The following is a 26,877-nucleotide window of genomic DNA, read 5'->3' as shown; positions in this document are numbered from 1 at the left end:
GGCAAAAATAAAAATGCTATTTGCGGGTGGCATACCAGCACAGTAACGATCCGGCGCACACCATCAATGCCCCTTGCCAGAATGAGAGTGAAAGCGGAGAACTCAGCAGAATAGCCGCCAGTGCGGCGGAAAGAACTGGCGTGAAATAAGAGACAGCCGCAAGCACCGTGACGTTACCGTGAAGAATACCGATATTCCAGGCGGCGTAGCCAAAGCCAAGCGCAACCCCACACATCAATAGCTTCACCACAACCGGGACGCTGAACACCATTTCGGGCTGATCGCTGACGGCATATTTGACCCACAGGCTCAGGGCGGTCAGCAGGACGAAAAGGGTAATGCCATTTTGCCCTTTGGCATACTTGCTGGTGACGGTGCAGTAGGCGGCCCAGATAAAAGCGCCAGCAAACGCCAGCCCATAACTTAGCGGACTGGAAACGACGTTCTGCATGATGTCATTCAGTTGCAGACCGTTTTCGCCACCTAAAACCCAGCACACACCCAACAGCGAGATGAGAAGCCCAGGGATCACCCACAGGGTGGTTTTTTGCCCGTTGAACAAAATCGCGAACGCAATCGTCAGGCTTGGCCACAGATAATTGACCATACCGACTTCAATCGCCTGTGAGCGCGTCGCGGCATACCCCAGCGACAGGGCCAGGCACATCTCATAGCTGACAAACAGGATGCTGCCCGCAATGAGATAGCGCGTGGAAAAACGCCGAAGATCGGGAAAACCCACCGTCACCAGACACAACAGCCCGCTGACGGTGTAAATCATCGCCGCGCCGCCCACCGGGCCCAGTCCTTCACTGACGCTGCGGATGAGACCCACCATGGTGCTCCACAACAATATGGCCGCCAGGCCTGTCAGCGTTGCTCTTTTTCTGTCCATTACCCTGCCAGTCGTCTAAAAATCAAAGGGAAAACTTATAGCATCTATTTGCTACACCTGGCGAATTTTCAAAGAGCCTGTTAACCCGAAAGGATTAGCAAATCGTACCGGCAGTGACTATTAAGGGGGCGAAGTCTGACGACCTTGATTTGACGCAAAAAAAACAGGGGCTTTGCTGTTAGTTTGCGGCGCGAAGTCTTATCAGATAACGAGGACAGCAATGGACGTCAGCCGCAGACATTTTTTTAAAATCTGCGCGGGCGGTATGGCCGGAACAACAGCCGCAATGCTGGGATTCGCTCCCAAAATGGCGCTGGCTCAGGCACGCAACTATAAACTGCTGCGCGCGAAAGAGATCCGTAACACCTGCACATACTGCTCCGTGGGTTGTGGGCTATTAATGTATAGCCTGGGTGATGGCGCAAAGAACGCCAAAGAAGCGATTTATCATATTGAAGGGGACCCGGACCATCCGGTGAGCCGCGGGGCGCTTTGCCCGAAAGGGGCGGGGCTGCTGGACTACGTCCACAGTGAAAACCGTCTGCGCTACCCGGAATATCGTGCGCCGGGCTCTGACAATTGGCAGCGTATCTCCTGGGACGAAGCCTTCTCCCGAATTGCAAAACTGATGAAAGCGGATCGCGACGCCAACTTTATTGAGAAGAACGAGCAGGGCATCACGGTAAACCGCTGGACCTCCACCGGGATGCTGTGTGCCTCTGCGGCAAGTAATGAGACCGGCATGCTGACGCAAAAATTTGTGCGCTCCCTCGGCATGCTGGCGGTTGATAACCAGGCGCGCGTCTGACACGGACCAACGGTAGCAAGTCTTGCTCCAACATTTGGTCGCGGTGCGATGACCAACCACTGGGTTGATATCAAAAACGCTAACGTCGTGGTGGTAATGGGCGGTAACGCCGCTGAAGCCCATCCGGTGGGATTCCGCTGGGCGATGGAAGCGAAAAACAACAACGATGCGACGCTGATCGTCGTCGATCCGCGCTTTACGCGTACGGCATCGGTGGCTGATATCTATGCGCCGATCCGCTCCGGTACGGACATCACGTTCCTGTCCGGCGTGCTGTTGTACCTGATCGAAAATAACAAAATTAACGCGGAATACGTTAAGCATTACACCAATGCCGGCCTGCTGGTACGGGAAGATTTCGCCTTCGAAGATGGCCTCTTCAGCGGCTATGACGCCGGGAAACGTCAGTACGATAAATCGTCCTGGAACTATCAGTTCGACGAAAACGGCTACGCGAAACGAGATGAGACCCTGAGCGATCCGCGCTGCGTGTGGAACTTGCTGAAACAGCACGTTTCCCGCTATACGCCGGACGTGGTGGAAAACATCTGCGGTACGCCGAAAGCGGACTTCCTGAAAGTATGTGAAGTGCTGGCTTCCACCAGTGCCGCCGACAGAACCACTACATTCCTGTACGCGCTGGGCTGGACGCAGCATACCGTGGGCGCGCAGAACATCCGTACCATGGCGATGATCCAGCTGCTGCTCGGCAACATGGGGATGGCCGGTGGCGGCGTGAACGCCCTGCGCGGGCACTCTAACATTCAGGGCTTAACCGACCTCGGCCTGCTGTCGACCAGCCTGCCGGGTTACCTGACCCTGCCGTCCGAGAAGCAGACCGACTGGCAAAGCTGGCTTGACGCCAACACGCCAAAAGCGACGCGTCCGGACCAGGTGAACTACTGGAGTAACTATCCGAAGTTTGCCGTCAGTCTGATGAAATCGTTCTACGGCGACGCGGCGCAGAAAGAGAATGACTGGGGCTTTGAGTGGTTGCCGAAATGGGACCAGGCTTACGATGTCATCAAGTATTTCAACATGATGGATAAGGGCGACGTCACGGGTTACATCTGCCAGGGCTTTAACCCGGTAGCGTCATTCCCGGATAAAAACAAAGTCGTTCGCAGCCTGAGCAAGCTGAAGTACATGGTGGTTATCGATCCGCTGGTCACCGAAACGTCTACGTTCTGGCAGAACCACGGTGAATCAAACGATGTCGATCCGGCAGCGATTCAGACCGAGGTGTTCCGCCTGCCGTCGACCTGCTTTGCGGAAGAGGACGGTTCAATTGCCAACTCTGGCCGCTGGCTACAGTGGCACTGGAAAGGTCAGGATGCGCCGGGCGAAGCGCGTAATGACGGCGAAATTCTGGCCGGGATTTACCATCGTCTGCGCGAGATGTACCGCGCAGAAGGCGGCAAAGGCGCTGAGCCGCTGCTGAAGATGAGCTGGAACTACAAGCAGCCGGATCATCCTGAGTCCGAAGAGGTGGCAAAAGAGAACAACGGCGTGGCGCTGGCCGACCTGTACGATGCCAACGGCAATCTGGTGGCGAAGAAAGGACAGCTGCTCAATAGCTTCGCGCTGTTGCGTGACGACGGTACCACGGCCTCTTCCTGCTGGATCTACACCGGCAGCTGGACGGAGCAGGGTAACCAGATGGCCAATCGCGATAACGCCGATCCGTCAGGCCTGGGCAATACCCTGGGCTGGGCATGGGCGTGGCCGTTGAACCGCCGCGTACTGTACAACCGTGCCTCCGCAGACGTGAACGGTAAGCCGTGGGATCCGAAACGCATGCTGATCGAGTGGAACGGCACGAAGTGGACGGGGAACGATATCCCGGACTTCAACACCGCCGCGCCGGGCAGCAACACCGGGCCGTTTATCATGCAGCCGGAAGGGCTGGGACGTCTGTTTGCTATCGACAAACTGGCGGAAGGGCCGTTCCCGGAACACTACGAGCCGATGGAAACGCCGCTCGGCACTAACCCGCTGCACCCGAATGTGGTCTCCAGTCCGGTGGTACGCATCTATGAAGACGACGTGCTGCGTTTAGGTAAAAAGGACAAGTTCCCTTATGTCGGCACCACCTACCGCCTGACCGAGCATTTCCATACCTGGACCAAGCACGCGCGGCTTAACGCCATCGCGCAGCCGGAACAGTTTGTGGAGATAAGCGAAACGCTGGCGAAGGCGAAAGGCATTGCCAACGGCGATCGCGTGAAGGTCAGCAGCAAGCGCGGCTTTATTCGCGCGGTGGCGGTGGTCACCCGTCGTCTGCAAACGCTGAACGTGCATGGCCAGCAGGTGGAAACCGTCGGTATACCACTGCACTGGGGCTTTGAAGGGGTAGCGCAGAAAGGCTACATCGCCAATACCCTGACGCCAAACGTCGGCGATTCCAACTCGCAAACGCCGGAGTATAAAGCGTTTCTGGTCAACATCGAGAAAGCGTAAGGAGCGATTAAATGGCGATGGAAACACAAGACATTATTAAACGCTCCGCGACCAACCCGATAACGCCCGCGCCTCGTGCGCGGGATTACAAGGCAGAAGTCGCCAAGTTGATCGATGTCTCCTCCTGCGTGGGCTGTAAGGCCTGCCAGGTGGCCTGCTCGGAGTGGAACGATATTCGCGACGAGGTGGGGCACTGCGTTGGTGTCTATGACAATCCTGCTGATCTGAGCGCCAAGTCCTGGACGGTGATGCGCTTTAGCGAAACCGACCAGAATGGCAAGCTGGAGTGGCTGATCCGTAAAGACGGCTGTATGCACTGTGAAGATCCGGGCTGCCTGAAGGCATGCCCGTCTGCCGGGGCAATCATTCAGTACGCCAACGGGATCGTCGACTTCCAGCAGGATAACTGCATCGGCTGCGGTTACTGTATTGCAGGTTGTCCGTTTAATATCCCGCGCCTCAATAAAGAGGATAACCGGGTCTATAAATGCACGCTGTGCGTCGATCGCGTCAGCGTCGGCCAGGAGCCTGCCTGCGTGAAGACCTGTCCTACCGGGGCGATCCACTTCGGTACCAAAAAAGAGATGCTGGACGTGGCACAGCAGCGGGTGGATAAGCTCAAAGCGCGCGGCTATGACAAGGCCGGGATTTATAACCCGCAGGGTGTCGGCGGTACGCACGTCATGTATGTTCTGCACCACAATGACCAGCCGGAGCTGTATCACAATCTGCCGAAAGATCCGGCGATCGATACCTCAATCAACCTGTGGAAAGGGGCGCTTAAGCCGCTCTCAGCAGCGGGCTTTATCGCCACCTTTGCCGGGCTGATTTATCACTACATCGGTATCGGGCCGAATAAAGAGGTGGATGACGACGAGGAGGAGCATCATGAGTAAGTCGAAAATGATAGTGCGCACAAAATTTGTCGATCGCGCCTGTCACTGGACGGTGGTCATCTGCTTCTTCCTGGTGGCGGTATCCGGCATATCGTTCTTCTTCCCGACGCTACAGTGGCTCACGGAAACCTTCGGGACACCGCAGATGGGGCGCATTCTGCACCCGTTCTTCGGCGTGCTGATTTTCGTGGTGCTGATGTTTATGTTCGTGCGTTTCGTTCATCACAACATCCCTGACAAGCAGGATATTCCCTGGATTAAAGGGATTGTTGAGGTTCTGAAAGGCAACGAGCATAAAGTCGCGAAGGTGGGCAAATACAACGCCGGGCAGAAGATGATGTTCTGGACCATCATGAGTATGATTTTCGTGCTGCTGGTGACCGGAGTGATTATCTGGCGTCCGTATTTTGCCCAATATTTCCCGATCCAGGTGGTGCGCTACGCACTGCTGATCCACGCGACCTCGGCCATTATTCTGATCCACGCCATCCTGATCCATATGTATATGGCCTTCTGGGTGAAAGGATCGATTAAAGGCATGATTGAAGGGAAGGTGAGCCGCCGCTGGGCGCAAAAACACCATCCGCGCTGGTATCGGGACGTCGAGCGTCTTGAAGCGCAAAAAGAGAGTTCGGAAGGGTTGAAGTAAACCTCGCGCCGTCGGCATTGTCCGGCGGCGCTGCACTTGCGCGGCTCTGAGCTACGTATTGGTAATTAACGCATCAATTCCTGCAAGAACACTACTTCTTGCACTGCGCAGATTACATACATAATTCTTATTATTAAGTTTCTTTGTCTCCACGTGTGTGATGTTGGCTGTATTAAGAAAATATGTCTGGAATTGAATGTTCACCAGTGGCGTTGCAGCGTTTGAATGTCCTCTTAAATGATTGTGATAGCTTAACGGTACAATAAGTCTCGTTGATAAGTCGTCATAAAAATCGTGCTGAATAATCATAAAATAGGGCTGGTATTCACGCGTTCTGTCTGATGGGTTGCGATAAACGTCAAACTGAAAACACATCAAAGCCCTCCAAAATAAGGGTCATCCGATAATAGCCCTGCTTTGGCCGTTAATTCATTCATCGCTTTAATAAATCCCTGATCCTGTTGATGCTGTCGCTTGTGCTCTGCTGTTGTAGAGAGTGGGCGAGGCTTTTTCCCCGTAAAAGGCTTTGTTGTAACACATCTTTCTGTGCGGTTCGGTTTCATGTTTTCTCCTTTGTTGGTGCGGTCATTATCAACCGCAGCCAACAAAAAACAATACTGTTTCCCCTGGTAATCTACATTATGCGAGCCGTCTTCCAGTAATATCAAAACCGCTCTGCAATATAGCGGAAGGGATATTTTGTAGGCTTCACTTTGCCGATCTTGCGTTTCGGTAAATCCACTTTGTCTACGTGAATTTCTTTATAGGGGATCTGGGAAAGCAGATGCGAAATAATATTCAGCCGCACCCGTTTTTTATCTTCTGAGCGCGCCACAAACCACGGCGCCCAGGCGGTGTCGGTCGCTTTAAACATCGCGTCGCGGGCGAGGGTATACTCATCCCACAGATTGAAAGATTTAATATCCATTGGAGACAGCTTCCAGATCTTGCGACCATCATTAATGCGATCGCGAAGGCGTCGCTCCTGCTCTTTTGGCGTTACTTCAAGCCAGTATTTCAACAAAATGATCCCGGCATCGACCATCGCTTTTTCCATCACCGGCGTTCCATCAAGAAATTTTTCGGCCTGCTCCTCGGTACAGAAACCCATGACTCTTTCCACGCCCGCACGGTTGTACCAGCTGCGGTCAAAAATAACGATTTCCCCGGCAGAGGGCAGATGGGGAACGTAACGCTGAAAATAGAGCTGACTTTTCTCTTTATCGGTGGGAGCCGGTAACGCAACAACGCGAAACACCCGAGGGCTGACGCGTTCGGTGATGGCTTTGATGACGCCGCCTTTACCGGCGCCGTCTCGTCCTTCAAAAACAATACAGACCTTTAACCCTTTGGCGACCACCCATTGCTGGAGCTTAACCAGTTCAACATGGAGGCGGCGAAGCTCTTGCTCGTACGCTTTGGTTTTGAGCGGCGCGTTTTTAACGACATCATCAACAACACGGGTTTTCTTCTTACTGACCATGGTGGGTCTCCCTTTGTATCCGGTCGCGGGATCGAGGCCGTACTAAGAGTGTAATCGGCCTGAATGAATGGATTAATGTGTCAGAAATCTGATTTGAACTGGTTCACCATACAAGTTTAATCAATAATGCACGCTGCATTTTTTTAACAGTGGTCGCGGTATGAAAAAGACAATTTTTTCGTTAGCACTGGGTACCTTTGGCCTGGGGATGGCTGAGTTTGGCATTATGGGCGTGCTGACCGAGCTGGCTCATGATACGGGCATTTCGATTCCCTCCGCCGGAAATATGATTTCGTTTTACGCTTTTGGCGTGGTGATCGGCGCGCCGATTGTGGCGCTGTTCTCCAGCAAATTTTCGCTGAAAACAACGCTGCTGTTTCTGGTGGCGATGTGCGTCGTCGGTAACGCGCTCTTTACCTTCTCTGACTCCTACGTGGGACTGGCGGCGGGGCGCTTAATCTCTGGTTTCCCGCATGGCGCGATTTTCGGAGTGGGGGCGATAATCCTGTCAAAAATCGCGCCGCCGGGTAAAGTGACGGTCGCTGTGGCCGGGATGATTGCCGGGATGACCGTTGCCAACCTGCTTGGCGTGCCGCTCGGGACGTGGCTGGGACATGAATTTAACTGGCGTTACACCTTCTTTTTGATTGCGGTCTTTGACGCGCTGGTGATCCTGTCTGTTCTGCTGTGGGTGCCTGACATTCACGACACGACAACCACCCGGCTGGCAGAACAATTCCACTTCCTGAAGAAACCGGAACCGTGGCTGATTTTTGCCGCTACGATGTTTGGCAATGCCGGGGTGTTTGCCTGGTTTAGCTTCGTGAAGCCGTTTATGGTCAACGTGTCAGGCTTTTCTGAGGGCGTCATGACCGCGATCATGATGCTGATGGGGCTGGGCATGGTGCTGGGAAATGTCTTCAGCGGCAAGCTGTCGTCACGCTTTAGCCCGCTGCGCATTGCTGCCACCACTGACCTGGTGATTGTGGCTTCGCTGCTGGCGTTGTTCGCCTTTGGCGAGCTTAAAACAGCTTCACTGGTCATGGGATTCATCTGCTGCGCCGGGCTGTTTGCGCTCTCTGCGCCGCTGCAAATTCTGCTGCTGCAAAATGCGAAAGGCGGCGAGATGCTGGGGGCCGCAGGCGGGCAAATGGCGTTTAACCTCGGCAGCGCAATTGGCGCCTATTTCGGTGGATTAATGATTACGCTCGGCTTTAGCTGGAGCTATGTCACGCTGCCGGCCGCGATTTTATCCTTCTCTGCGATGACCTCTCTGCTGATGTATGGTTATTTATGTGCCAAAAAGCGTCAGGCCAACGCAGGTGCGCTGGCCTGATTGCACACTTTGCCCGCTGGTCGCGGGCGCAGAAGGGGACTAAACGAATTTCGCCAGCGGGTCAGCGGCGGCAAAAGCGACCGCTTTGTCTGCTGCTGGCGGGTAAATCAGTTCGTTGGTGATGGCGACTTTGATCTTTTTGCCTTCCTCGCGCACGGATTTAACGCGCTGTTCCCAGCCCTCGGTGTATACCGCGCCCCAGCCACCTAAATCCAGACAGGTGACGTAGTTCACCTGACGGTAAGGGTACGGCTCCAGATTTAACAGGCTGGCCGCCGCGTTGTGTCCGGCGAATTTCCCCAGCTGGATCGCGTGCTGGCAGGTCATCAGCGCCGTGTTGCCCGCATCGTCCGTTTTGGCGTGCGCCATATCACCCGTCGCGTAAACCTCAGGATGCGCAGGAACCTGCAACGTGTCGTTGACGATCAGCCGACCCTGAGTATCGCGTTCCCCGTCAATTTGCAGGCTGAGGAGGTTAGCTTCTACCCCTGCCGTCCACACTACAGTGGCGCTGGCAATGCGCTCTCCGTTTTTCAGCGTTACGCCGCTGGCATCGATGGCTTCAATTTCACTGTTTAAACGCCATTCAACGCCGAGCGCGTTGCTTGCTTCTTCAATTGTGTTACGCAGCGCCTCGCTATAACGCCCGCCGATGGTTGCACCTCTTTCAACTACGATTACTTTAGTCTTTGTATCAGCGCCGAAGCGAGTACGGAGTCGGGCAGGGAGTTCCGTTGCCAGTTCGATGCCGGTAAAGCCGCCGCCACACACGACCACGGTATTACGCTCCGGGGTGGAGGGGCGCGAAACCAGCGAATCAAGATGCTGCTCGAATAATCTGGCGGAGTCGAGTTGGTCGATATCAAAGGCGTATTCAGCCAGACCGGCAACAGGAGGACGTTTAGTCTGGCTACCGGTTGCGAGGATCAGACGTTCCCAGGCGACGTCAGCAATCGCGCCGTTTGAATCGCGATACAAAACGGTTTTAGACGAGGTATCAATACGTTGTGCTTCGCCCGCAATAAAGGCGATACCCAGCTCAGCAAACAGTTCGGTCAGCGGCGCGACCATCGTCGACACGTTCTCTTCATAAAAGCGTGGGCGAACGCGCAGCTCCGCAACAGGGGCCAGCACGGCAATGCTGAGGCTATTGTTACCCGCCAGAGCAGAAAGGCGCGCGGCGCTGACCGCAGCCCACATACCGGAAAACCCACTACCCACAATTAAAATCTGCTTTTTCATACTCGATCCTTTAGTGCGTCAGGCTGTATGTCTGACATAACTGCCACTATACTTGTCGGAGTTAACTGCGACAACTTCTTTCTGAGTTAAAAATCGTTATAATGCAGCGAACAATGACCCGGAGTGAGCCATGGCGTTTTACAGTTCTGGTGTGGAATATGGCATTCATAGCCTGATGTGTATGGTGGATGCAAAAGGCAATGAACGTGAGATGAGCGTCCGGGAGATGGCGGCCTTGCAGGGCGTGCCGTACGACTATCTTGGAAAAATCTTCACCCGTTTATCACGCGCGGGGCTGGTCATCAGCACCGAAGGCAAAGGGGGAGGCTTCCGGCTGGCGCGTCCGGCAGAGCTGATCAGCGTGCTGGACGTGGCGCATGCCATTGACGGCGAGAAGAATATGTTTGAGTGTCGGGAAGTGCGTCAGCGCCTGGCGGTGTTTGATGAAACGCCACCTGCCTGGGTCTGTGACGGCCCGTGTGGGGTGCGCTCGGTCATGGACAGCGCGCAGCAGCGGATGGAAGAGGAGTTAGGGCGCCATACCATCCTGGATCTGGCGCGGAAGATGTATCGAAAAGCGCCGGACACGTTCCAGATCGAGGTTCAGGAATGGATTTCCGATCGCCGTTCGTCCACGTGAAAAGCCGGGCAGGGCAGAGCCGCTACCCGGCCACCGCGGTTAAGAACGTAAATCAATCACCATACGGCCACGGATCTGGCCCTGTTCCATCTCTTTGAAGATGGCGTTGATATCTTCCAGTGGGCGCATTGTAACTTTCGGTTTCACCTTACCTTCAGCCGCAAACTGGAAGGCTTCGAGCAGATCCTGACGGGTACCCACCAGGGAACCCACTACCTGAATCCCATCCAGGACCAGACGTGGAATATCCAGGCTCATCGCTTCCGGCGGCAGGCCTACAGCCACCACGCGGCCTCCGGCGCGAACTGCGTCAACGGCAGAGTTGAAGGCCGCTTTCGCTACCGCCGTCACCACCGCCGCATGTGCACCGCCGGTTTTCTCCTGAATCACTTTTGCCGCATCTTCACTGCGGGAGTTCACGGTTAAGTCTGCGCCCATGCTGGCAGCGAGCTTCAACTGTTCGTCATTCACGTCAATGGCGATAACCTTCGCATTGAAGACATTTTTGGCGTATGGCAGCGCGAGGTTGCCCAGACCGCCCAGGCCATAGATCGCAATCCACTGGCCGGGTTTGATGTCAGAGACTTTTACCGCTTTGTAGGTGGTGACCCCGGCGCAGGTGATGCTGCTGGCCGCCGCAGAGTCCAGTCCGTCCGGAACTTTAACCGCGTAATCCGCGGTTACGATGCACTCTTCCGCCATGCCGCCGTCAACGGAGTAACCCGCGTTTTTCACGTCACGGCACAGCGTTTCGTTGCCGGTATTACAATATTCACAGTGGCCACAGCCTTCGAAAAACCACGCCACGCTTGCACGATCGCCTACTTTTAGCGACGTGACGCCAGGACCAATCTCTTTGACGATACCAATCCCTTCGTGGCCGAGGATCACCCCGGTTTTGTCGCCAAAATCGCCATTCTTAACATGGAGATCGGTATGGCAAACGCCACAGCACTCCATCTTCAGCAGCGCTTCACCATGTTTGAGCGCGCGTAAGGTTTTTTCTGTGACATTAACCTGATGATCCTGAGTGACAACAGCAGCCTTCATGTGTTTCTCCTTTCATGATGAGTATCTGCATAGCAGGTCTGATTACCCATTAAGGATTAATACTTTGGCGCTGTAATGCAAGGCAACCGCAACATAATGTCATTATTTGATGCATTTTCGGATTAAGAAAAGGCTGTACCCCTCATAAATTGGGGTGAAAAACACTGGCCCGGCGACGCCACCGCCGGGCTCAGATTTACAGTTGCGCTTCTATGACCTTAATCTCTTTTCGCCATTGCGCCTGTAACTGCGGTTTTTGGTGTTTTGGCTTACGCGCCAAATCTTCTTCCAGCAGCGTTTCCAGGGCAACCAGGCGTTCGAGCAGATCGTCAGACGCTGAAGAGGGTGCCTTCGATGCGGCCTTCGACGCTTCAGGTACAACCGGACCGGTGTCCTCACGCAGACGCTCAAACACCGCCTCCGCATCGTGCCATTCGCTCAGCCTGCCGTCCTCAATCAGCCAGAAGCGGTTACAGCTCTGGCTAATTAACTGACGATCGTGGCTCACCAGCAGCACTCCGCCTTCAAACTGTTGCAGCGTTTCCGCCAGCGCCTCTTTGCCTTCCATGTCCAGATGATTGGTCGGTTCATCCAGCATCAGCAGGCTATAACGGGCAAGCGTCAGGCCGACGAACAGCAGGCGCGAACGTTCCCCGCCGCTCAGCGTACTGACTTTTTGCCCGTGACGCGCCCACGGGAACCCGGCACTGATGAGCGCCATTTTACGGGTCTGCGGATCTGGCGCGAAAGGCTCCAGCGCATCAAGCAGCGCCGCATCATCTGGCAACTGGTGCAGCGTCTGGTCATAGTAGCCGGGTGAGACGCGCGGATGACGCTTAAGCCGCTCGTCCGCGATCTCGTCGCGAAAATGTCGCCAGATAAGCTTCAGCAGCGACGATTTTCCGCAGCCGTTACGACCCACAATCGCCACGCGATCGCCGCTCTTCAGCCGCGCGCTGTCGAGAGTAAACAGGTCTGGCAGACCCGGCACCGGGGGGACGCCGAGGTGAGTCATTTCCAGCAGGCGGTCGGCGCGAAGCGCGTCCCCGCGCAGGGTTAAGGTCCACGGGCTTCCCGCCGTCAGTTCCGTCTGGGTCTCTTTCAGGCGTTCGACCTGTTTTTCCATCTGCTTAGCCTTACGGGAGAGATCTTCGTTGTCATAGACCTTGCCCCAGGTCGCGAGACGCCGTGCGCTGGCCGTGACGCGGTCGATCTCTTTTTGCTCTGCCTTATGGCGCAACGCATCGCTTTCGTCTTTTGCGTCGAGCGCCAGACGGGCGGCAGTGCAGGGAAGGGCAAAGGCGTGCAGCGTTTTATCGCGCAGGATCCAGCTGCCGTTGGTTACCGCGTCCAGCAGTTGCCTGTCGTGTGAGACCAGCACAAAGCTGCCGGACCAGTTTTGTAGAAACTGCTCCAGCCACAGCAGGGTCGGCAGGTCAAGGTGGTTGCTCGGTTCGTCCAGAAGCAGCAGATCCGGATCGCTTATCAACGCTCGTGCCAGCAGCAACCGCGTATGCTGGCCGCCGCTCAGCGTGGCGGAGGTTAACGCCGTTTCCTGCGTCGTGAAGCCCATTCCGGCCAGCAGCGACTCGGCTTTCCAGCGCAAACTGTCGCGCTCACCGATCGGCAGCTGCGCCAGCACCGCATCCAGCATGGTCAGGGGATAAAGGGCCTCCGGCAGATGTTGTTCCACGCGCGCCAGCAGGCAATGCCCCGCCAGTGAAACGGTTCCGGCAGCAGGGGACTGCGTCCCGTCGAGGATTTTCAGCAGCGTACTTTTTCCGCAGCCGTTATCACCCAGCAGGCCGATGCGATCGCCTTTTTTCAACGTAAAGGAGAGAGAGTCGAAGAGCGTGCCGAACGCCGTATCAACGCGTAAAGAATGTGCAGTGAGTAAAGTGCTCATTGTTGCTTACCCAGGAGTTACAGGCATGTTTATGCCTCGTCAAACATCGCTGACGATAACTCAGTAAGCCCGAGAGAAGGGATTTCAGGGGTTGGTGTCTTCGCTCAAGCGGAAGTTATCGCAGCACGATACCGATAACGCTTGAGCTGGTGCGATCACCAAATGTATGTGAAACATTGAAAATTTCACAGTACAGCATAATTGGCCTCCTTATATATTCAGTAGGTTAATGGATGAAGGGAGTGTAGCGGGGGAAAATGGGTTTGGCTAGTGGGAGGTGCCGTATATTCCCCTCACCCAGCCCTCTCCCCTTTGAGGAGAGGGCTGGGTGAGGGGCAATGCTTAAATAGAAGTACGACGATAGCTACGGTATTCCGGCATCCAGAAGTTATCGTCAATCGCCTGCTGCAACGCATCGGCAGAGGTTTTCACCGCGACGCCTTGCTGCTGCGCCATTTTGCCTACCGCGAAGGCAATTGCGCGGGACACTTTATGAATGTCTTTCAGCTCCGGCAGTACCAGGCCTTCACCGTTATTCACCAGCGGTGAGTGACCTGCCAGCGTTTCGCTCGCGGACATCAGCATTTCGTCGGTGATGCGTGACGCGCCGGAGGCGATAACCCCCAGACCAATACCCGGGAAGATATAGGAGTTATTGCACTGTGCGATGGGATAGAGTTTGTCCTTCCACAGCACCGGATCAAACGGGCTGCCGGTCGCGACCAGTGCCTTACCTTCTGTCCAGGCGATGATATCCTGCGGCGTTGCCTCCACGCGTGAAGTCGGGTTAGACAGCGGCATCACGATAGGGCGTTCGCAGTGCTTGTGCATCTCGCGAATAATCTCTTCCGTGAAGAGGCCGGTCTGCCCGGATACGCCGATCAGAATGTCCGGCTTCACGTTGCGCACCACGTCAAGAAGCGAGAGCACTTCGTTATCCGTATCCCAGTTTTTCAGGTTTTCACGCTTCTGCACCAGTTTGGTCTGGAACGGGAGCAGGTTTGGCATACCGTCGGTCAGCAGGCCAAAACGGTCCACCATAAAGACGCGGGAGCGAGCCAGCTCTTCGCTTAAGCCTTCGCGCTGGGTCTGGGCAATAATTTGCTCGGCGATGCCGCAGCCCGCGGAGCCTGCACCCAGGAAGACAATTTTCTGATAGCTGAGCTGGCTGCCTGCCGCACGGCTCGCGGCAATCAGCGTCCCCACGGTCACTGCCGCAGTGCCCTGAATGTCATCGTTGAACGAGCAGATCTCATCGCGGTAGCGGTTCAGCAGCGGCATGGCGTTTTTCTGTGCGAAGTCTTCGAACTGCAACAGCACGTCCGGCCAGCGGTGCTTCACGGCCTGGATGAAATCATCAACAAACTGATAGTACTCGTCGTCGGTAATGCGCGGGTGACGCCAGCCCATGTACAGCGGATCGTTCAGCAGTTGCTGGTTGTTGGTCCCCACGTCCAGCACAACCGGCAGCGTGTAGGCCGGGCTGATCCCGCCGCAGGCGGTATACAGCGAGAGCTTACCGATGGGGATCCCCATCCCACCAATGCCCTGGTCGCCAAGGCCCAGAATACGTTCGCCATCGGTTACCACGATCACCTTGATGTTGTGATTAGGCACGTTTTGCAGAATGTCGTCCATGTTGTGACGGTTCTGATAGGAGATGAACACGCCGCGGGAACGTCGGTAGATCTCTGAGAAGCGTTCACACGCCGCGCCGACGGTTGGGGTGTAAATGACGGGCATCATCTCTTCGAGATGGTTCTGCACCAGGCGGTAGAAGAGGGTTTCGTTCGTGTCCTGGATATTACGCAGGTAGATGTGCTTATCGATTTCGGTTTTAAAGCCCTGATACTGGATCCAGGCGCGTTCCGCCTGTTCTTCAATGGTTTCAACCACTTCAGGCAGCAGACCCAGCAGGTTAAAGCTGCTGCGCTCTTCCATGCTAAAGGCGCTGCCTTTGTTCAGAAGGGGAAACTCCAGTAAAACCGGACCGGCGTAAGGAATATAAAGGGAACGATGTTTTTTCAGTTTGTTGTCCATGTCACTCACTCTTTTTAAGAAGATCCGTCCCTGACACTGCTGTTTGTCATCTTTCTGGCCTGTGCTACGGGGTGCGGTCGGGCGGTATTATAAAGGAGCTAAATATTAATTACCGCAACACATAAACAAAAACACCACCGGGGTAACCGATGGTGTTGTGGATTTCGTACTGGAACTTACTTGCCTGCCTGACGTTTCCTGCCGGTGGCGTGGGTCACTTGCGTTTCGCTCCCCTCTTCAATAACCACTTTGCGCTGGTTAGAGAGCTTGTAGTTCAGTCCCAGAATGTGGCGTGCCTGACGGTTCGATTTCATATTAACTCCTCAATCCCGTTGATAGTTTTAAGGACAAGTTTGCTCACGCAAACGAAATGTAACCCCTTAGGTTGCAGATCCAGCTTAGCAGGTTTTTACAAAGGTGCATTTTGCCCGCTGACCACATAGTTGATGGTTTGCTGGTAGATGTCACTGAGGATGTCATTGTCTGTGGCTTCCACCCACCTGGTCAGTTCCATCAAAATGTCATCTTCGGTAACAACACCGTGCTCCGCCTGGAGACCCTGCGCAATCGCGTTAACGAGTTCGGGTTGTGCTGCTGTGGTATGTGCCGGGTAATAAGTAAACATGCTGCCTCCGTGTCGTTGTCTGTTTAATGTTACGGCGTGCAAAATCGTAATTCGCATTCAGATTGGCAAATATTTTCGCCGTTGTGGTTCAGATTCGTCCTGGAAATAAAAATATCATCTCCTGTAGCACAGAAATAAAATTCAGGGTTTCCAGCGGCGTAAATTTGTCGTTTTTTCATAAGGCATGGGCGTTGGCCAGGAAATCAACTCTACAATGCTGCCCAAGGGGGTTTGCCCATAGCAGAAAGCATTACCTTCACCTTGCTCATCCGGAAACGTGAGCGGCTTTGGCGCGGTAAACATCTCCCCGCCAGCAGCGGTGAAAGCGGCTATCGCCTTATCAAAATCATCTACATAAACAGCAAAATGCTGGAGGCCAAAGTCGCTGGCGCGGGCGGGCATTCCCTGTTCAGGGCCATGCATTTCGAAAAGTTCTATGCCGGGTCCGTGGGGCATGACGAGCATGCGAATGGCGTGAATTTTTGTGCCGGGAAATAATTTTAAGGTGTGCTGCTGGGCGGGCTGATCAATATTATCGGTTTGCGCATCGACAGAATGATATAAAACCTGGGCGTCGAAAGCGCGTTCAAAAAATAGGGTGGCTTTTTCAATGTCGGGCACCGTAATACCGATATGGTCGATGCCCCTTACTGAAGATGGCATAGTTAACTCCTGCTATAAAAAATTTAAATATAGCAGGAGATAATCAGGCTATTACCACTTCATTTCGCCGGTATTCACTTTGGCACTCAGTTCCAGCGAACTGGCTTCCGCCAGATTCGGCCACTGTTTTTTCATTGTGTTGATGACGCCGGTTGACGCTTTATCTGCCGTGAGGGCCTGTTCAAACTGCTGTAGATAGCGACGGGTAAAGTCGATAGCGCCGGTACCTGCTGGCGGTGTCCCCAGGTAGTGGCCCGGAATAACGTGTTCGGGCTTAAGGGCTGCCATGCTATCCAGCGTCTGCTGCCACTGTTTGCGGTTTTCCGGCGTTTGGGTATCTGCCGTCCAGACGTGAATGCCCCATGAGACGCCCGTGCCGCCGAGGATGGTTTTTGCGGATGGGATCCAGACATACGCCGCATAGCTCTCAGGCTCTTCAATATTCACTCTCTCACCGTCAATCATAAAGGTGGTTGAGGCAAGCACTTGCGGCACGTAGAGCTGCGTCGGCGCGCCGTCTTTCATCTGTGGCCCCCAGAAGGCGAGCTTCGCGTCTTTTGTGGCCTTGATATGGTCCACCACCTGTTGCGTGGCGACAACTTTGGCATTAGGGAAGGCTTTCACCAGCGGTTGCAGGCCGAAATAGAAATCCGGATCGCCGGAAGTGATCACGATTTTGTTCAGCGTTTTACCGCTGTGGCGAATTTTTTCTACCAGCGCTTCGCCATCTTTCACGCTGAACTGGGCGTCAAACAGTACCGCCTCTTTCGGGCCAGACACCAGGGTGGAAGAAACGGCAAAAATGCCTTTTTCCTGCGGGTTGTACGTATCAACGGTCAACGGCGCGGCAAAGACGGCCGGAGTGAAAAGGGTTGTCAGCAAAGCAAGGCGGGCGATGGTCATGGTCATGTCTCTGTTCTTCAGGAAAGTCTCTATTGTACGGATCTCTTCATTTGCCAGAATTCCTGAAACAGGAGATGCTTAGTTTCATAAATCGAGCAAATGGAGGTCAAAATGGATCGCGTTATTGCCGCCCAGGTGTACAACCGCATCTGTGAGCTGGGGAGTTTAAGCGCGGCGGCGCGGGCGCTGGGGATCTCCCGTCCGATGGTGAGCCGTTATCTGGAGCAGATGGAGAAGTGGGCCGGGGCGCGGCTGGTGAACCGCTCCACCCGCAAGCTGACGCTGACGGCGGCGGGAGAGAAGGTCCTGCAAAAGACGCGTACGCTCTCGCAAATTTCTCAGGAAATTGAAGATCAGTCAGTGAAGGATTTACCCTCAGGCACGCTTCGCGTCGCCTGCGCGCATTTCACCGCGATGCAGATTATCGCTCCGGTGCTGCCCGATCTGTTGCAGCGTTACCCTCAGCTGCGCATTGAGCTGGATGTTAATAACCATCCGGTAAGCCTGGTGGGCGAGCGAATTGACGTGGCGATCCGCATCACCGATAACCCCGAACCGGGCATGATCGCCCGCCGACTGGGAGAGTGTCGGTCCGTACTTTGCGCTTCGCCGCACTACCTTGCCAGCCGGGGCGTTCCAGAGCAGCTGGAGGATTTAGCCCGGCACAACTGCCTGCATTACAGCTTTTTTGCCGGTCAGTCGTGGCGTTTTTTGACGCCCGAAGGGGAGCCGATCACGACAGCGGTCAGCGGCAATCTCAGCGCCAGCATCTCGTCACTGCTGATGGAGGCGGCGATAAACCACTGTGGTATTGCCATGCTGCCCGAGCGCGAGGCTGACGCGGCGCTACGGCAGGGCAGCCTGGTGCCGGTGCTCAGCGCCTTTACGCCAAAACCAATCGGTATTTTTGGTATTTATCAGTCGCGAGACTATCAGCCTGCGGCGCAGCGTGTGTTCCTCGACGCGCTGGCAAACCACCTTGCCACGCGCTCGGACTAATCTGTCTTCCCTGCAAAATGGATTATGCGTCCTATACTTATCCCTTTGTAAGCCAAAAGGAGAGCAAGAATGACGATTCATAAGCACGGTTCAGCACACTGGTCTGGCGACATCAAACGCGGCAAAGGGACGGTCTCAACAGAAAGTGGCGTCCTTAACCAGCAACCTTACGGCTTTAACACCCGCTTCGAGGGCGAAAAAGGGACCAACCCGGAAGAGCTGATTGGCGCAGCGCACGCGGCCTGTTTCTCTATGGCCCTGTCGCTAATGTTGGGCGAAGCGGGTTATACCGCCGATTCCATCGATACCACGGCGGATGTCTCGCTGGATAAAACCGACAGTGGTTTTGCCATCAGCAAAGTGGCGCTGCAAAGCAAGGTGACGGTCCCGGGTATCGATCCGCAGCAGTTTGACGGCATTATTCAGAAAGCGAAGGCGGGTTGTCCGGTGTCGCAGCTGTTGAAAGCCGAAATCACGCTGGATTACAAACTGAACTGATATCTGGCCGGGCAAATGCCCGGCTAACCTTTCACCGCCGCAGGGAAGACCTCGGCAAGCCACGCAATAAACACTCTCAGGCGATGTGTTAAATGCCGACTCTGTGGATAGACTACGTGAAAAGGATACGCCTTAGGACGCCAGTCGCTCAGGACCTCTACCAGCGCGCCCGTTTCCAGATGCGTTCTCGCAGCATAGCCAAACGTCTGAATAATCCCTAAACCCGCCAGCGCCGCGGCCAGGTGTGCGTTGCTTTCATTGACTCCAAGATGGTGCGGAACGCTGATCTCCAGCGGTTCACCCCGATCGAGGAACCGAAACGGGAATGCGCGTCCGGTAACGGGGGAAAGGTAGCTAATCAGCTTATGGCCGTTGCGCAGCTCCTGCGGATAGGCAGGGATGCCGTGAGTCTTAAGATAGCCCGGCGTCGCGCAGGCTATCATCCGGGCGTCACCGATATGCCGGGCGATAAGCGAAGAGTCATCCAGCGGGCCGCCGCGGATCACGCAGTCTACGTTTCCACTGATTAAGTCTACCGGACGGTCGGCTACCCCCAGGTTGATGCGCAGGTCCGGGTAGCGCTGAAAAAAATCCGGCAGCAGGGGGATCAACACGTCCCGGGCGGTTGACCCCCCCACGTCGATACGCAAATGGCCTTTAGGCGTGCAGCACGATGCGCGAAAGGCGGTATCAATGTCCTCTATATCGATTAATACCCGCAGCGCTTTCTCGTAGTATTCCATGCCTTCTGCCGTCGTGACCACCCGGCGCGTAGTACGATGCAGCAGCCGTGTTTCCAGGTGCGCTTCAAGTGATTTTACCAGCTTACTCAGCGTAGCTATCGGCATGTTCAGGGAGTCTGCCGCTCGGGTAAAGCTTCCGGATTCAACCACCCGCGTAAAGGCGCGCATTGCCATTAGCTGATCCACACAGATCTCCTCTGATTATTTCCTGCTGTGAAAATTCATTTTCATTTTTGCCCGTTTATCACGAATCCCGCAAGATCTAAAGTCTGCCTGACGCGGGCAAACGCTCCTCTTTTACATCACAACAGAAGGTTATGAGTATGAATACAACGCTTGCAGGAAAAATCGCTCTGGTGACCGGCGGCAGCACCGGTATTGGTCTCGCAACGGCACAGGAGCTGGCGGCGCAGGGAGCGAAGGTCTATATCACCGGACGTCGTCAGGCCGAACTGGATGCCGCGCGGGCAGACATTGGCGCGGCGGCGGTAGCTATCCGCGCGGACGTCTCCAGAATGGCCGATCTGGATGCGGTTTACGCGCAGATTGCTAAAGAAGAGGGACGACTCGATATTCTGTTCGCCAACGCCGGGGGCGGCGACATGCTGCCGCTGGGCGCCATCACCGAGGAGCAGTTTGACCGGATTTTTGCCACCAACGTGCGCGGCGTGCTGTTTACCGTCCAGAAAGCGCTGCCGCTGCTCTCCTCTGGTTCATCCATTATCCTCACCGGATCGACGGTTTCAATTAAGGGGACGGCGAATTTTAGCGTCTACAGCGCCAGTAAAGCCGCCGTGCGTAACTTTGCCCGCTCCTGGGCGCTGGACTTACAGGGCCGCGGGATACGCGTCAACGTCGTCAGCCCTGGCCCCGTGAAAACGCCCGGTCTTGGCGATCTGGTTCCCGAAGAACAGCGTCAGGGATTATACGATGCGCTGGCGGCCCAGGTGCCGCTGGGTCGCCTGGGCGCGCCGGGCGAAGTCGGAAAAGCCGTGGCGTTTCTGGCGTCCGATGCCGCCAGCTTTATAAACGCCACGGAGCTGTTTGTCGATGGCGGGATGGCGCAAATCTAGCGGTTACGCCAGCAGCGTACGCTTCGGTCTCCGGCTGCGGGCTGAAGCGGCTGCGGCCGTTCGCATCCTTCAGCTGCCAGCGGGCAGCGGTCGCGGAAGTAGCAGCCATCGGGCAGGCGGCGATTACCGGGGAGATCGGTTTTGCGTAATGCCAGATCTTCGTCCAGCGGTTCTCCGGTACGGGGAACGGAGTCAAGCAGCAGCTGCGTATACGGATGCCGTGGCTTGCCCAGCACCTGGTCCGCCGGACCCAGCTCCACGATCTGCCCCAGATACATTACCGCCACCCGGTCGCTCATGTGACGGACCACCGAGACGTTGTGCGAGATCAGCACGTAGGTCAGATTTCGCTGCTGTTGCAGGGCAACCAGCAAATTGAGGATCTGCGCCTGGACGGAAATATCCAGCGCGCTGGTGGGTTCATCCAGCACGATGATGTCCGGATCCGAAGAGAGCGCCCGGGCAATAGCGATGCGCTGGCGCTGTCCACCCGAAAACGCATGCGGCAGGCGATCAAGATATTCCGCCCGAATGCCCACCTGCTGCGCCAGCGTCTCAGCCAGCTGACGACGCTCCCGTTCGCTGCGGCGTTGCTGTATCCACACCGGCTCGGTAATGATGAGCCAGACGGGTAAACGCGGGTCGAGGGACGAGAGCGGGTCCTGAAATACCATCTGCATACCGCCTGCCGCATTCGCGCGCTGACAGGCACCGGTACTCGGTTTGAGCATGCCCATCAGCAGCTGCGCCAGCGTGCTCTTTCCACAGCCGGATTCCCCTACAACGCCCAGCGTTTCGCCGCGATGGATCCGGAGATCCATGCCGTTGAGGGCGTGTACCTGCTCCGTCACGCGCCCCAGCCAGTTTTTGCGCGCAGGAAAATTCACATGCACGCTATCCAGTTCCAGCAGTACCTCAGACATGGCGTGTCTCCTGTTGTGGGTACCAGCAGGCAGCCTGCTGGCCTTCTGCGCCCGTGGAAATTAAGCGCGGCGTTTCGCTGCATTTCGCTCCGGCAGCAAAACAGCGCTCGCGAAAAGCACATCCGCGCGGGAGGTGGCTGAGGTTAGGCACCGTGCCGGGAATGGCCGGAAGGATCTCGCGCGGTTCACCATTTTCCGGGGCACACCGCAGCAGGCCAATCGAATAGGGGTGTACAGGATGGTGGATCAAAGTCTGCGTGCTGCCGCTTTCGATCACGCTGCCCGCGTACATAACGTACATCCGGTCACAAAGCTGCGATACCACCGCCATATCGTGACTGATAAACAGCACCGACGTCCCGCTGGCGCGCGCTTTGTGTTTCAGCAGACGCAGCACCTGACGCTGAACGGTCACGTCCAGCGCGGTGGTCGGCTCATCGGCAATGATCAGCTCCGGCTCGCAGGAGAAGGCAAGGGCGATCATCACCCGCTGGCGCATGCCGCCAGAAAGCTCAAACGGATAGCGATCCATCACCTGCGCCGCATCCGGGATTTGCATCTCGCCCAGCAGGGCGATCGCCTTCTGCTGCGCGTCGCGACGGGAAAGCGACTGATGCTGGCGGATCACCTCCACCATCTGCCTGCCAATCCGGCGCGTGGGGTTGAGCGCCGTCATCGGCTCCTGAAAAATCATCGCCACCCTGGCGCCGCGCCACTGACGAAGCTGTTTTTCCGACGCATTCAGGACATCTTCCCCGAGCAGCGTGACCCGGCCATGGTGAACATGGTAACTGCCTTCCGGCAGCAGGCGCATCGCCAGCATTGCAGTGACCGATTTTCCCGAGCCAGATTCGCCCACCACGCCGACAATTTCACCCCGGCCAATCTCCAGCGAAACGTGATTGAGCGCGTGGACGTCACCGCGAAAAATGGGGAAGCTCAGGTGCAAATCTTCAATTGATAATACGGAATCACTCATGACTGCTTCCCTCCTGATTTGGGATCCAGCAGGTCGCGAAGACCATCGCCAAACAGATTAAACCCAACTGCCGTGATCAGAATTGCCGCCCCCGGAAACGCGCAGTACCACCACTGGTCAAGCACGTAGTTACGCCCCACGGCCACCATCGCGCCCCATTCGGCGGTGGGTTGCTGCGCGCCTAATCCAATAAAGCCCAGCGTGGCGGCCATCAGAATGGCGCTGCCGATATCCAGCGATGCCTGAACGATCAGCGGCGGCAGGGCGTTACGCAGGATATGCCAGCTGATCAGGTGCCAGCGCGATGCGCCAAAGGTGCGGGCGGCCTGTACGTAGGTGAACTGGCGCACCACCAGCGTTTGCCCGCGTGCCAGCCGCACGTAAAACGGAATGCGTACAATCGCAATCGCCAGCATCGCGTTAAACAGGCTTGGGCCGAGCGCGGCGGCCAGCGCCATCGTCAGCACCAGCGAGGGGATGGAGAGCATAATGTCCATGATACGCATAATGATGGCGTCGCCGCGTCCGCCGAGTACGCCGGACAAACAGCCGAGCAGAGAACCGATGCCGCCCGCAATCACCACCACCGCCAGCCCCGCCGTGATGGACTGCTGGCTGCCCACCAGCACGCGGCTGAACAGATCCCGGCCCACCTCATCGGTGCCAAACCAGTGCTGGGCTGAAGGCGCCTGCAATCGCGCGGTCAGATCCAGCGCGTTCGGATCGTGCGGGACTATCCACGGCGAGACCACCATCATCAGCAGCATCACGATCATAATCACCCCGCCGATCAGCGTGAGCGGGCTTTTGCGTAACATCCAGAACAGCTTTGCCCAGTTGATGCGCTGTTTGGCGGTGCTGACGGGGACGGGCGTTTCCTGAGTTAACATCATTCGGCACCTCCGCGCCCGATTCGCGGGTCGATCCACAGATACAGCAGATCCACCACCAGATTGACGAAGACATAGGCCAGCGATACCACGACCGCGAAGCCCATGACGGCAGGGAAGTCCAGCGCCTGAATGGAGGTCACAACCCAGGCTCCCATTCCCGGCCAGGCAAACACGGTTTCGGTAAGGACTGCCCCGTACAGCAGATCGCCCAGCGCCAGCCCGAGCACGGTAATGGAGGGGATCATGGCGTTGGGTAAGGCGTAGCGCAGCACGATGTACCAGCCCGGCAACCCGCTCGCGCGGGCGGTTCGAATATAATCCTCGCTAAGCTGCTCCAGCATCGCGGAACGCACCTGACGCGCCACAATACCCAGATGCACAAAGGCCAGGGTCAGGGAGGGTAGAATCAGGTGCTGTAGGGCGTTGAAAAACACCTCGCCGTTGCCTTCCAGCAGGGCGTCCAGCAGATAAAAGCCGGTAACGTGGGCAGGCGGATCGAGCCAGTCGTCCAGCCTGCCGCCGCCGGGCAGAATTTGCAGTTGCCCGTAGAACAGAACGATTACCCCCAGTCCCAGCCAGAAGGCAGGCGTCGAGATGCCCGTCATCGCCATCAGTCGCACCAGGTGATCCAGCCAGCGGTTACGGTACACCGCCGATAAAATGCCCAGCGGCACGCCAATCACCAGCGCCAGCAGCAAAGAGCAGAAGGCCAGCTCCAGCGTGGCGGGGAAAAAGGCTTTCAAATCTTCCGCAACGGGGCGACCGGTGCGAATGGACGTGCCCAGATCGCCGTGCGCCAGCGCCTCTACATAGCGGCCAAACTGAATATAGAGCGGTTGATCCAGCCCCAGCTGCTGGCGGATGCCCTGCACGATTTCATCGCTGGCGCGGTCACCGGCCAGCAGGCGGGCCGGATCGCCGGGGATCAGGTGTGAAATAATAAAAGTAATAATACAGACACCGGCCACCACCAGGATTAACCCCCAGCAGCGCTGGCGCACGATGCTCCAGAACGTCATACACTTCCCCCCGGCGTGGGCCGTTACTTACTCATGGTGGCGATGTTAAAGACCTGCTCAAGCATCGGATTAAAGGTGAAGCCTTTGACCTCTTTGTTCATCGCCAGCTGGTAGTTCTTCTGGAACAGATAAACGTAAGCCGCCTCGTCAATCACCACTTTCTGCGCCTGCTGGTAATCTTTGGTGCGTTCCGCCTGATCGGTGGTTTTCAGTGCCGCCTGCAACAATGCATCGACCTCTTTGTTCTCATAGAATGAACGGTTCCCCGGCAGCCCTTTTTTGTCCGATTCGAACCAGTAGTTCATGAACATGTACGGGTCAGCGAAGTCCGGGCTCCAGTTACCAATCGCAATGTCATAATCACCTTTGCCGACGCGGTCGCGCATGGTGGCGTTCGCCAGTTTCTCAAGCTTGACGTTAATCCCCAGCTTGCCCAGGCTCGCCTGCGTGGAGAGGGCGATAGGCTCCCAGTTCGGGTCGTTATCGGAGTAGAGGAACGTCAGGCTGGCCGGTTTATCGTTGACTTTCTCCAGCGCCGCTTTGGCCTTAGCCTCGTCAAAGCTGTACTGCATGGCGTTCGCATCGAAGCCCCACATGCCCTCCGGGATCGGGCCGCGCATCTGCTTGCCGTTCCCGCTGAGAATGCCTGTCACCATCCCCTGATAATCGGTGGCCCAGGAGACCGCGCGGCGCAAATCCACCTGATTCATCGGCGGCTTACTGTTGTTCAGATAGAGGTAGGTCACCCGCAGGGACGGGTATTCCGCCACGGCCACTTTGCCTTCCTGCTTCAGAGCAGCAAGCTGATCTACCGGCAGGGCGTCGGCGATATCCAGATCGCCACGGGAAAGTTGCAGGCGACGCGAGGCGCTTTCACCGATAATCTTCACCGAGACGCGCTTGAAGTGCGGCTTTTCACCCGGCCAGTGTGGGTTAGGCACCATCACCAGCTGCTGACCTTTCCGCCAGCTTTTCAGCATAAACGGTCCGGAACCCGCGGTGTTTTGCGCCAGGAAACCGCGCGCGTCGTCGGCGGCATTGGCTTTCAGCACCGCCGGGTTGACGATCGACGCGCCATCATTGGCCAGCGTGTAGAGGAACGGGGCGAACGGCTGGCTGAGGGTGAATTTCACCGTATGCTCATCCACCACGTCCACTTTCAAATCTTTCGGAAACGCTTCGGAAGGTCCCTGGTTGATTTTCAGCAGACGTTCAAACGACAGCTTAACCGCTTCGGCGGTCACCGGCGTACCGTCAGAGAATTTTGCATTATCTGCCAGGGTGAACGTCCACTCTTTCTGGTCGTCAGACGCCTTCCAGCCCGTCGACAGATCGCCTTCCACCTCCGTGGTGCCAGGCTTGTATTTCACCAGACGCTGGTACGAGGGGTAGGTCACCGTCCAGTCGTTGTTATCGATAGTGACCGCCGGATCCAGCGTTTGCGGATCGGCAGCTTTCCCAATCACCAGCATATCTTTTGGCACCGCCGCCAGCGCGAGAGGGGCGCTCAGGGCGAGCGTAGCGGCAATCAGGGTTGTAAGCAGCTTAGTTTTCATGGCCGGGCTCCAGAATTAGAGTGAGTGTGTGGTCGGATAACAGGCGAACTGGTCATCTAACAGCGGGTAGCTGGCGGCGTTCGGCAGTTCGAAATGCCACCACTCGCTGCTGATGCCCACAAAACCGCCGCCGTACATCACGGCGTTCAGGAGCAGACGATTTCGCTGCGCCTCGGGCGGAACGGAAGGGTGCCAGGCATGAGAACGGTCGTGCATTTCGTCAAACCCGGCGCCCATATCCAGCACGTTGTCGTGTTCATCCATCAGCGTGACGTCAATGGCGGTGCCCCGGCTGTGGTTAGAGCCAATTGCGACATCCACCACGTATTCCGGATTGGGGCAGGCATCCCAGAGTTGCGACTGCGCCTGCTGGGGGCGGTAGGCGTCGTAAACCACCAGCTTCAGACCGGCCAGCGCGGCGATGCTGATCGCTTTCGCCAGCGCGGTGGCGGCATCAGTATGCAACAGGCACGCGGCGTGCTGGTAGATCGGGCGGCCAGTGATGTTATCGGCGGTCGCGTATTTCAGATCGATATGCAGCGTGGGAAAGGTTTTCGCCACATCAATCAGTTGACTCTCTTCAGGCATAGCTCCGCTC

The 26,877-nt window shown here is 56.3% G+C and carries 27 protein-coding genes; 8 read left to right on the top strand and 19 right to left on the bottom strand.

All coding sequences use genetic code 11. The features are described from left to right. Positions 1-16 precede the first annotated feature (16 nt). Positions 17-895, bottom strand: coding sequence for an aromatic amino acid DMT transporter YddG (gene yddG / locus KTH07_RS09155; RefSeq protein WP_032102980.1), 879 nt, complete (start codon positions 893-895; stop codon positions 17-19). Positions 896-1,115: 220 nt separating this feature from the next. Between yddG and fdnG the strand changes: the two genes are divergently transcribed. The 3 genes from fdnG to fdnI are packed head-to-tail and all read left to right on the top strand — an operon-like array spanning position 1,116 to position 5,708. After that, entirely contained in the window at positions 1,116-4,163 is a 3,048-nt protein-coding gene (gene fdnG / locus KTH07_RS09150; RefSeq protein WP_100134720.1) for a formate dehydrogenase-N subunit alpha, read from the top strand. A gap of 11 nt (positions 4,164-4,174) precedes the next feature. Continuing rightward, a complete protein-coding gene (gene fdxH, locus KTH07_RS09145; protein ID WP_015570476.1) occupies positions 4,175-5,059 on the top strand; it encodes a formate dehydrogenase subunit beta in 885 nt (294 codons plus the stop codon). Further along, positions 5,052-5,708: a formate dehydrogenase-N subunit gamma gene (fdnI, locus tag KTH07_RS09140; RefSeq protein WP_015570477.1), complete on the top strand. Its 657-nt coding sequence runs from the start codon at positions 5,052-5,054 to the stop codon at positions 5,706-5,708. The genes fdxH and fdnI overlap by 8 nt, the downstream gene beginning before the upstream one ends. 51 nt (positions 5,709-5,759) lie before the next feature. Here the strand turns inward: fdnI and KTH07_RS09135 are convergent, their stop codons facing one another. The 3 genes from KTH07_RS09135 to ppk2 form a co-directional block, all read right to left on the bottom strand. After that, positions 5,760-6,017: a CcdB family protein gene (locus KTH07_RS09135; protein ID WP_230199840.1), complete on the bottom strand. Its 258-nt coding sequence runs from the start codon at positions 6,015-6,017 to the stop codon at positions 5,760-5,762. 65 nt (positions 6,018-6,082) lie between these two features. Continuing rightward, complete coding sequence (locus KTH07_RS09130; RefSeq protein ID WP_017382306.1) at positions 6,083-6,271, bottom strand: hypothetical protein; 189 nt, start codon at positions 6,269-6,271, stop codon at positions 6,083-6,085. 101 nt (positions 6,272-6,372) lie between these two features. Beyond that, positions 6,373-7,191, bottom strand: a complete 819-nt coding sequence (ppk2, locus tag KTH07_RS09125; protein WP_017693386.1) for a polyphosphate kinase 2 — start codon at positions 7,189-7,191, stop codon at positions 6,373-6,375. Positions 7,192-7,351: 160 nt separating this feature from the next. Here ppk2 and araJ point away from each other — a divergent pair, with 160 nt between their 5' ends. Further along, positions 7,352-8,527 (top strand): MFS transporter AraJ, encoded by a 1,176-nt coding sequence (araJ, locus tag KTH07_RS09120; RefSeq protein ID WP_032619633.1) that lies wholly within the window; start codon positions 7,352-7,354, stop codon positions 8,525-8,527. Between the two features lie 39 nt (positions 8,528-8,566). Here araJ and KTH07_RS09115 read toward each other — a convergent pair whose 3' ends face one another. Then, positions 8,567-9,769 carry an NAD(P)/FAD-dependent oxidoreductase gene (locus KTH07_RS09115; protein WP_017382309.1) on the bottom strand — a complete coding sequence of 401 codons (1,203 nt, stop codon included), beginning with the start codon at positions 9,767-9,769 and terminating at the stop codon, positions 8,567-8,569. A 130-nt stretch (positions 9,770-9,899) separates the two neighbouring features. Here KTH07_RS09115 and KTH07_RS09110 point away from each other — a divergent pair, with 130 nt between their 5' ends. Next, a complete protein-coding gene (locus tag KTH07_RS09110) occupies positions 9,900-10,409 on the top strand; it encodes an Rrf2 family transcriptional regulator (RefSeq protein WP_015570482.1) in 510 nt (169 codons plus the stop codon). A 39-nt stretch (positions 10,410-10,448) separates the two neighbouring features. Here the strand turns inward: KTH07_RS09110 and adhP are convergent, their stop codons facing one another. The 7 genes from adhP to KTH07_RS09075 form a co-directional block, all read right to left on the bottom strand. Beyond that, a complete protein-coding gene (gene adhP / locus KTH07_RS09105) occupies positions 10,449-11,459 on the bottom strand; it encodes an alcohol dehydrogenase AdhP (protein WP_217310932.1) in 1,011 nt (336 codons plus the stop codon). Positions 11,460-11,655: 196 nt separating this feature from the next. Next, the gene (locus KTH07_RS09100) at positions 11,656-13,365 is read right to left on the bottom strand and encodes an ABC-F family ATP-binding cassette domain-containing protein (RefSeq protein WP_023303770.1); all 1,710 of its coding nucleotides are present in this window, start codon (positions 13,363-13,365) and stop codon (positions 11,656-11,658) included. Between the two features lie 342 nt (positions 13,366-13,707). After that, positions 13,708-15,405 carry an NAD-dependent malic enzyme gene (locus tag KTH07_RS09095; protein WP_006810704.1) on the bottom strand — a complete coding sequence of 566 codons (1,698 nt, stop codon included), beginning with the start codon at positions 15,403-15,405 and terminating at the stop codon, positions 13,708-13,710. A 176-nt stretch (positions 15,406-15,581) separates the two neighbouring features. Next, on the bottom strand, positions 15,582-15,719 hold the full coding sequence (gene sra / locus KTH07_RS09090; protein WP_000841561.1) for a stationary-phase-induced ribosome-associated protein: 138 nt from the start codon (positions 15,717-15,719) through the stop codon (positions 15,582-15,584). Between the two features lie 95 nt (positions 15,720-15,814). Continuing rightward, positions 15,815-16,030 (bottom strand): biofilm-dependent modulation protein, encoded by a 216-nt coding sequence (gene bdm / locus KTH07_RS09085; RefSeq protein WP_015570485.1) that lies wholly within the window; start codon positions 16,028-16,030, stop codon positions 15,815-15,817. A gap of 141 nt (positions 16,031-16,171) precedes the next feature. After that, on the bottom strand, positions 16,172-16,693 hold the full coding sequence (locus KTH07_RS09080; protein ID WP_217310930.1) for a VOC family protein: 522 nt from the start codon (positions 16,691-16,693) through the stop codon (positions 16,172-16,174). A gap of 51 nt (positions 16,694-16,744) precedes the next feature. After that, entirely contained in the window at positions 16,745-17,596 is an 852-nt protein-coding gene (locus KTH07_RS09075; protein ID WP_023303769.1) for a Vmh family MBL fold metallo-hydrolase, read from the bottom strand. 111 nt (positions 17,597-17,707) lie between these two features. On the opposite strand from KTH07_RS09075, the gene KTH07_RS09070 reads away from it, so the two are divergent. Further along, on the top strand, positions 17,708-18,595 hold the full coding sequence (locus tag KTH07_RS09070; RefSeq protein WP_023303768.1) for a LysR family transcriptional regulator: 888 nt from the start codon (positions 17,708-17,710) through the stop codon (positions 18,593-18,595). 69 nt (positions 18,596-18,664) lie between these two features. Then, positions 18,665-19,093, top strand: a complete 429-nt coding sequence (locus KTH07_RS09065) for an OsmC family protein (RefSeq protein ID WP_003857069.1) — start codon at positions 18,665-18,667, stop codon at positions 19,091-19,093. Positions 19,094-19,116: 23 nt separating this feature from the next. On the opposite strand, the gene KTH07_RS09060 is transcribed toward KTH07_RS09065, so the two are convergent. Continuing rightward, positions 19,117-20,022, bottom strand: coding sequence for a LysR family transcriptional regulator (locus KTH07_RS09060; protein ID WP_023296658.1), 906 nt, complete (start codon positions 20,020-20,022; stop codon positions 19,117-19,119). Positions 20,023-20,159: 137 nt separating this feature from the next. Here KTH07_RS09060 and KTH07_RS09055 point away from each other — a divergent pair, with 137 nt between their 5' ends. Next, the gene (locus KTH07_RS09055) at positions 20,160-20,909 is read left to right on the top strand and encodes an SDR family oxidoreductase (RefSeq protein WP_003857073.1); all 750 of its coding nucleotides are present in this window, start codon (positions 20,160-20,162) and stop codon (positions 20,907-20,909) included. On the opposite strand, the gene KTH07_RS09050 is transcribed toward KTH07_RS09055, so the two are convergent. Genes KTH07_RS09050 through ddpX form a run of 6 tightly spaced genes read right to left on the bottom strand, consistent with a single transcriptional unit; the run spans position 20,906 to position 26,867 of the window. Then, a complete protein-coding gene (locus KTH07_RS09050) occupies positions 20,906-21,832 on the bottom strand; it encodes an ABC transporter ATP-binding protein (RefSeq protein WP_017693393.1) in 927 nt (308 codons plus the stop codon). The two genes, KTH07_RS09055 and KTH07_RS09050, sit on opposite strands and share 4 nt — an antisense overlap. After that, on the bottom strand, positions 21,825-22,811 hold the full coding sequence (locus tag KTH07_RS09045; RefSeq protein WP_017693394.1) for an ABC transporter ATP-binding protein: 987 nt from the start codon (positions 22,809-22,811) through the stop codon (positions 21,825-21,827). Before KTH07_RS09045 ends, KTH07_RS09050 begins: the two co-directional genes overlap by 8 nt. Beyond that, complete coding sequence (gene ddpC / locus KTH07_RS09040) at positions 22,808-23,704, bottom strand: D,D-dipeptide ABC transporter permease (RefSeq protein WP_006810694.1); 897 nt, start codon at positions 23,702-23,704, stop codon at positions 22,808-22,810. Before ddpC ends, KTH07_RS09045 begins: the two co-directional genes overlap by 4 nt. Beyond that, positions 23,701-24,723: an ABC transporter permease gene (locus KTH07_RS09035; protein ID WP_003857077.1), complete on the bottom strand. Its 1,023-nt coding sequence runs from the start codon at positions 24,721-24,723 to the stop codon at positions 23,701-23,703. Before KTH07_RS09035 ends, ddpC begins: the two co-directional genes overlap by 4 nt. 23 nt (positions 24,724-24,746) lie before the next feature. Then, positions 24,747-26,279: an ABC transporter substrate-binding protein gene (locus tag KTH07_RS09030; RefSeq protein ID WP_023303765.1), complete on the bottom strand. Its 1,533-nt coding sequence runs from the start codon at positions 26,277-26,279 to the stop codon at positions 24,747-24,749. Between the two features lie 15 nt (positions 26,280-26,294). Further along, on the bottom strand, positions 26,295-26,867 hold the full coding sequence (ddpX, locus tag KTH07_RS09025; protein ID WP_017382319.1) for a D-alanyl-D-alanine dipeptidase: 573 nt from the start codon (positions 26,865-26,867) through the stop codon (positions 26,295-26,297). Positions 26,868-26,877: the final 10 nt, after the last annotated feature.

It is taken from the genome of Enterobacter cloacae complex sp. ECL72, assembly GCF_019056635.1.
GTDB classification, from domain to species: domain Bacteria; phylum Pseudomonadota; class Gammaproteobacteria; order Enterobacterales; family Enterobacteriaceae; genus Enterobacter; species Enterobacter hormaechei_C.
Note: the sequence above shows the minus strand (reverse complement) of the source record. Positions and strands in the feature narration are given on the sequence as shown.

Bases quoted from the DNA above. Each gene is read 5' to 3' on its own strand.
- yddG (WP_032102980.1), bottom strand. From the start codon at position 895: ATGGACAGAAAAAGAGCAACGCTGACAGGCCTGGCGGCCATATTGTTG.
- fdxH (WP_015570476.1), top strand. From the start codon at position 4,175: ATGGCGATGGAAACACAAGACATTATTAAACGCTCCGCGACCAACCCG.
- fdnI (WP_015570477.1), top strand. From the start codon at position 5,052: ATGAGTAAGTCGAAAATGATAGTGCGCACAAAATTTGTCGATCGCGCC.
- KTH07_RS09135 (WP_230199840.1), bottom strand. From the start codon at position 6,017: ATGATTATTCAGCACGATTTTTATGACGACTTATCAACGAGACTTATT.
- KTH07_RS09130 (WP_017382306.1), bottom strand. From the start codon at position 6,271: ATGAAACCGAACCGCACAGAAAGATGTGTTACAACAAAGCCTTTTACG.
- ppk2 (WP_017693386.1), bottom strand. From the start codon at position 7,191: ATGGTCAGTAAGAAGAAAACCCGTGTTGTTGATGATGTCGTTAAAAAC.
- araJ (WP_032619633.1), top strand. From the start codon at position 7,352: ATGAAAAAGACAATTTTTTCGTTAGCACTGGGTACCTTTGGCCTGGGG.
- KTH07_RS09115 (WP_017382309.1), bottom strand. From the start codon at position 9,769: ATGAAAAAGCAGATTTTAATTGTGGGTAGTGGGTTTTCCGGTATGTGG.
- KTH07_RS09110 (WP_015570482.1), top strand. From the start codon at position 9,900: ATGGCGTTTTACAGTTCTGGTGTGGAATATGGCATTCATAGCCTGATG.
- adhP (WP_217310932.1), bottom strand. From the start codon at position 11,459: ATGAAGGCTGCTGTTGTCACTCAGGATCATCAGGTTAATGTCACAGAA.
- KTH07_RS09100 (WP_023303770.1), bottom strand. From the start codon at position 13,365: ATGAGCACTTTACTCACTGCACATTCTTTACGCGTTGATACGGCGTTC.
- KTH07_RS09095 (WP_006810704.1), bottom strand. From the start codon at position 15,405: ATGGACAACAAACTGAAAAAACATCGTTCCCTTTATATTCCTTACGCC.
- sra (WP_000841561.1), bottom strand. From the start codon at position 15,719: ATGAAATCGAACCGTCAGGCACGCCACATTCTGGGACTGAACTACAAG.
- bdm (WP_015570485.1), bottom strand. From the start codon at position 16,030: ATGTTTACTTATTACCCGGCACATACCACAGCAGCACAACCCGAACTC.
- KTH07_RS09080 (WP_217310930.1), bottom strand. From the start codon at position 16,693: ATGCCATCTTCAGTAAGGGGCATCGACCATATCGGTATTACGGTGCCC.
- KTH07_RS09075 (WP_023303769.1), bottom strand. From the start codon at position 17,596: ATGACCATCGCCCGCCTTGCTTTGCTGACAACCCTTTTCACTCCGGCC.
- KTH07_RS09070 (WP_023303768.1), top strand. From the start codon at position 17,708: ATGGATCGCGTTATTGCCGCCCAGGTGTACAACCGCATCTGTGAGCTG.
- KTH07_RS09065 (WP_003857069.1), top strand. From the start codon at position 18,665: ATGACGATTCATAAGCACGGTTCAGCACACTGGTCTGGCGACATCAAA.
- KTH07_RS09055 (WP_003857073.1), top strand. From the start codon at position 20,160: ATGAATACAACGCTTGCAGGAAAAATCGCTCTGGTGACCGGCGGCAGC.
- KTH07_RS09050 (WP_017693393.1), bottom strand. From the start codon at position 21,832: ATGTCTGAGGTACTGCTGGAACTGGATAGCGTGCATGTGAATTTTCCT.
- KTH07_RS09045 (WP_017693394.1), bottom strand. From the start codon at position 22,811: ATGAGTGATTCCGTATTATCAATTGAAGATTTGCACCTGAGCTTCCCC.
- ddpC (WP_006810694.1), bottom strand. From the start codon at position 23,704: ATGATGTTAACTCAGGAAACGCCCGTCCCCGTCAGCACCGCCAAACAG.
- KTH07_RS09035 (WP_003857077.1), bottom strand. From the start codon at position 24,723: ATGACGTTCTGGAGCATCGTGCGCCAGCGCTGCTGGGGGTTAATCCTG.
- KTH07_RS09030 (WP_023303765.1), bottom strand. From the start codon at position 26,279: ATGAAAACTAAGCTGCTTACAACCCTGATTGCCGCTACGCTCGCCCTG.
- ddpX (WP_017382319.1), bottom strand. From the start codon at position 26,867: ATGCCTGAAGAGAGTCAACTGATTGATGTGGCGAAAACCTTTCCCACG.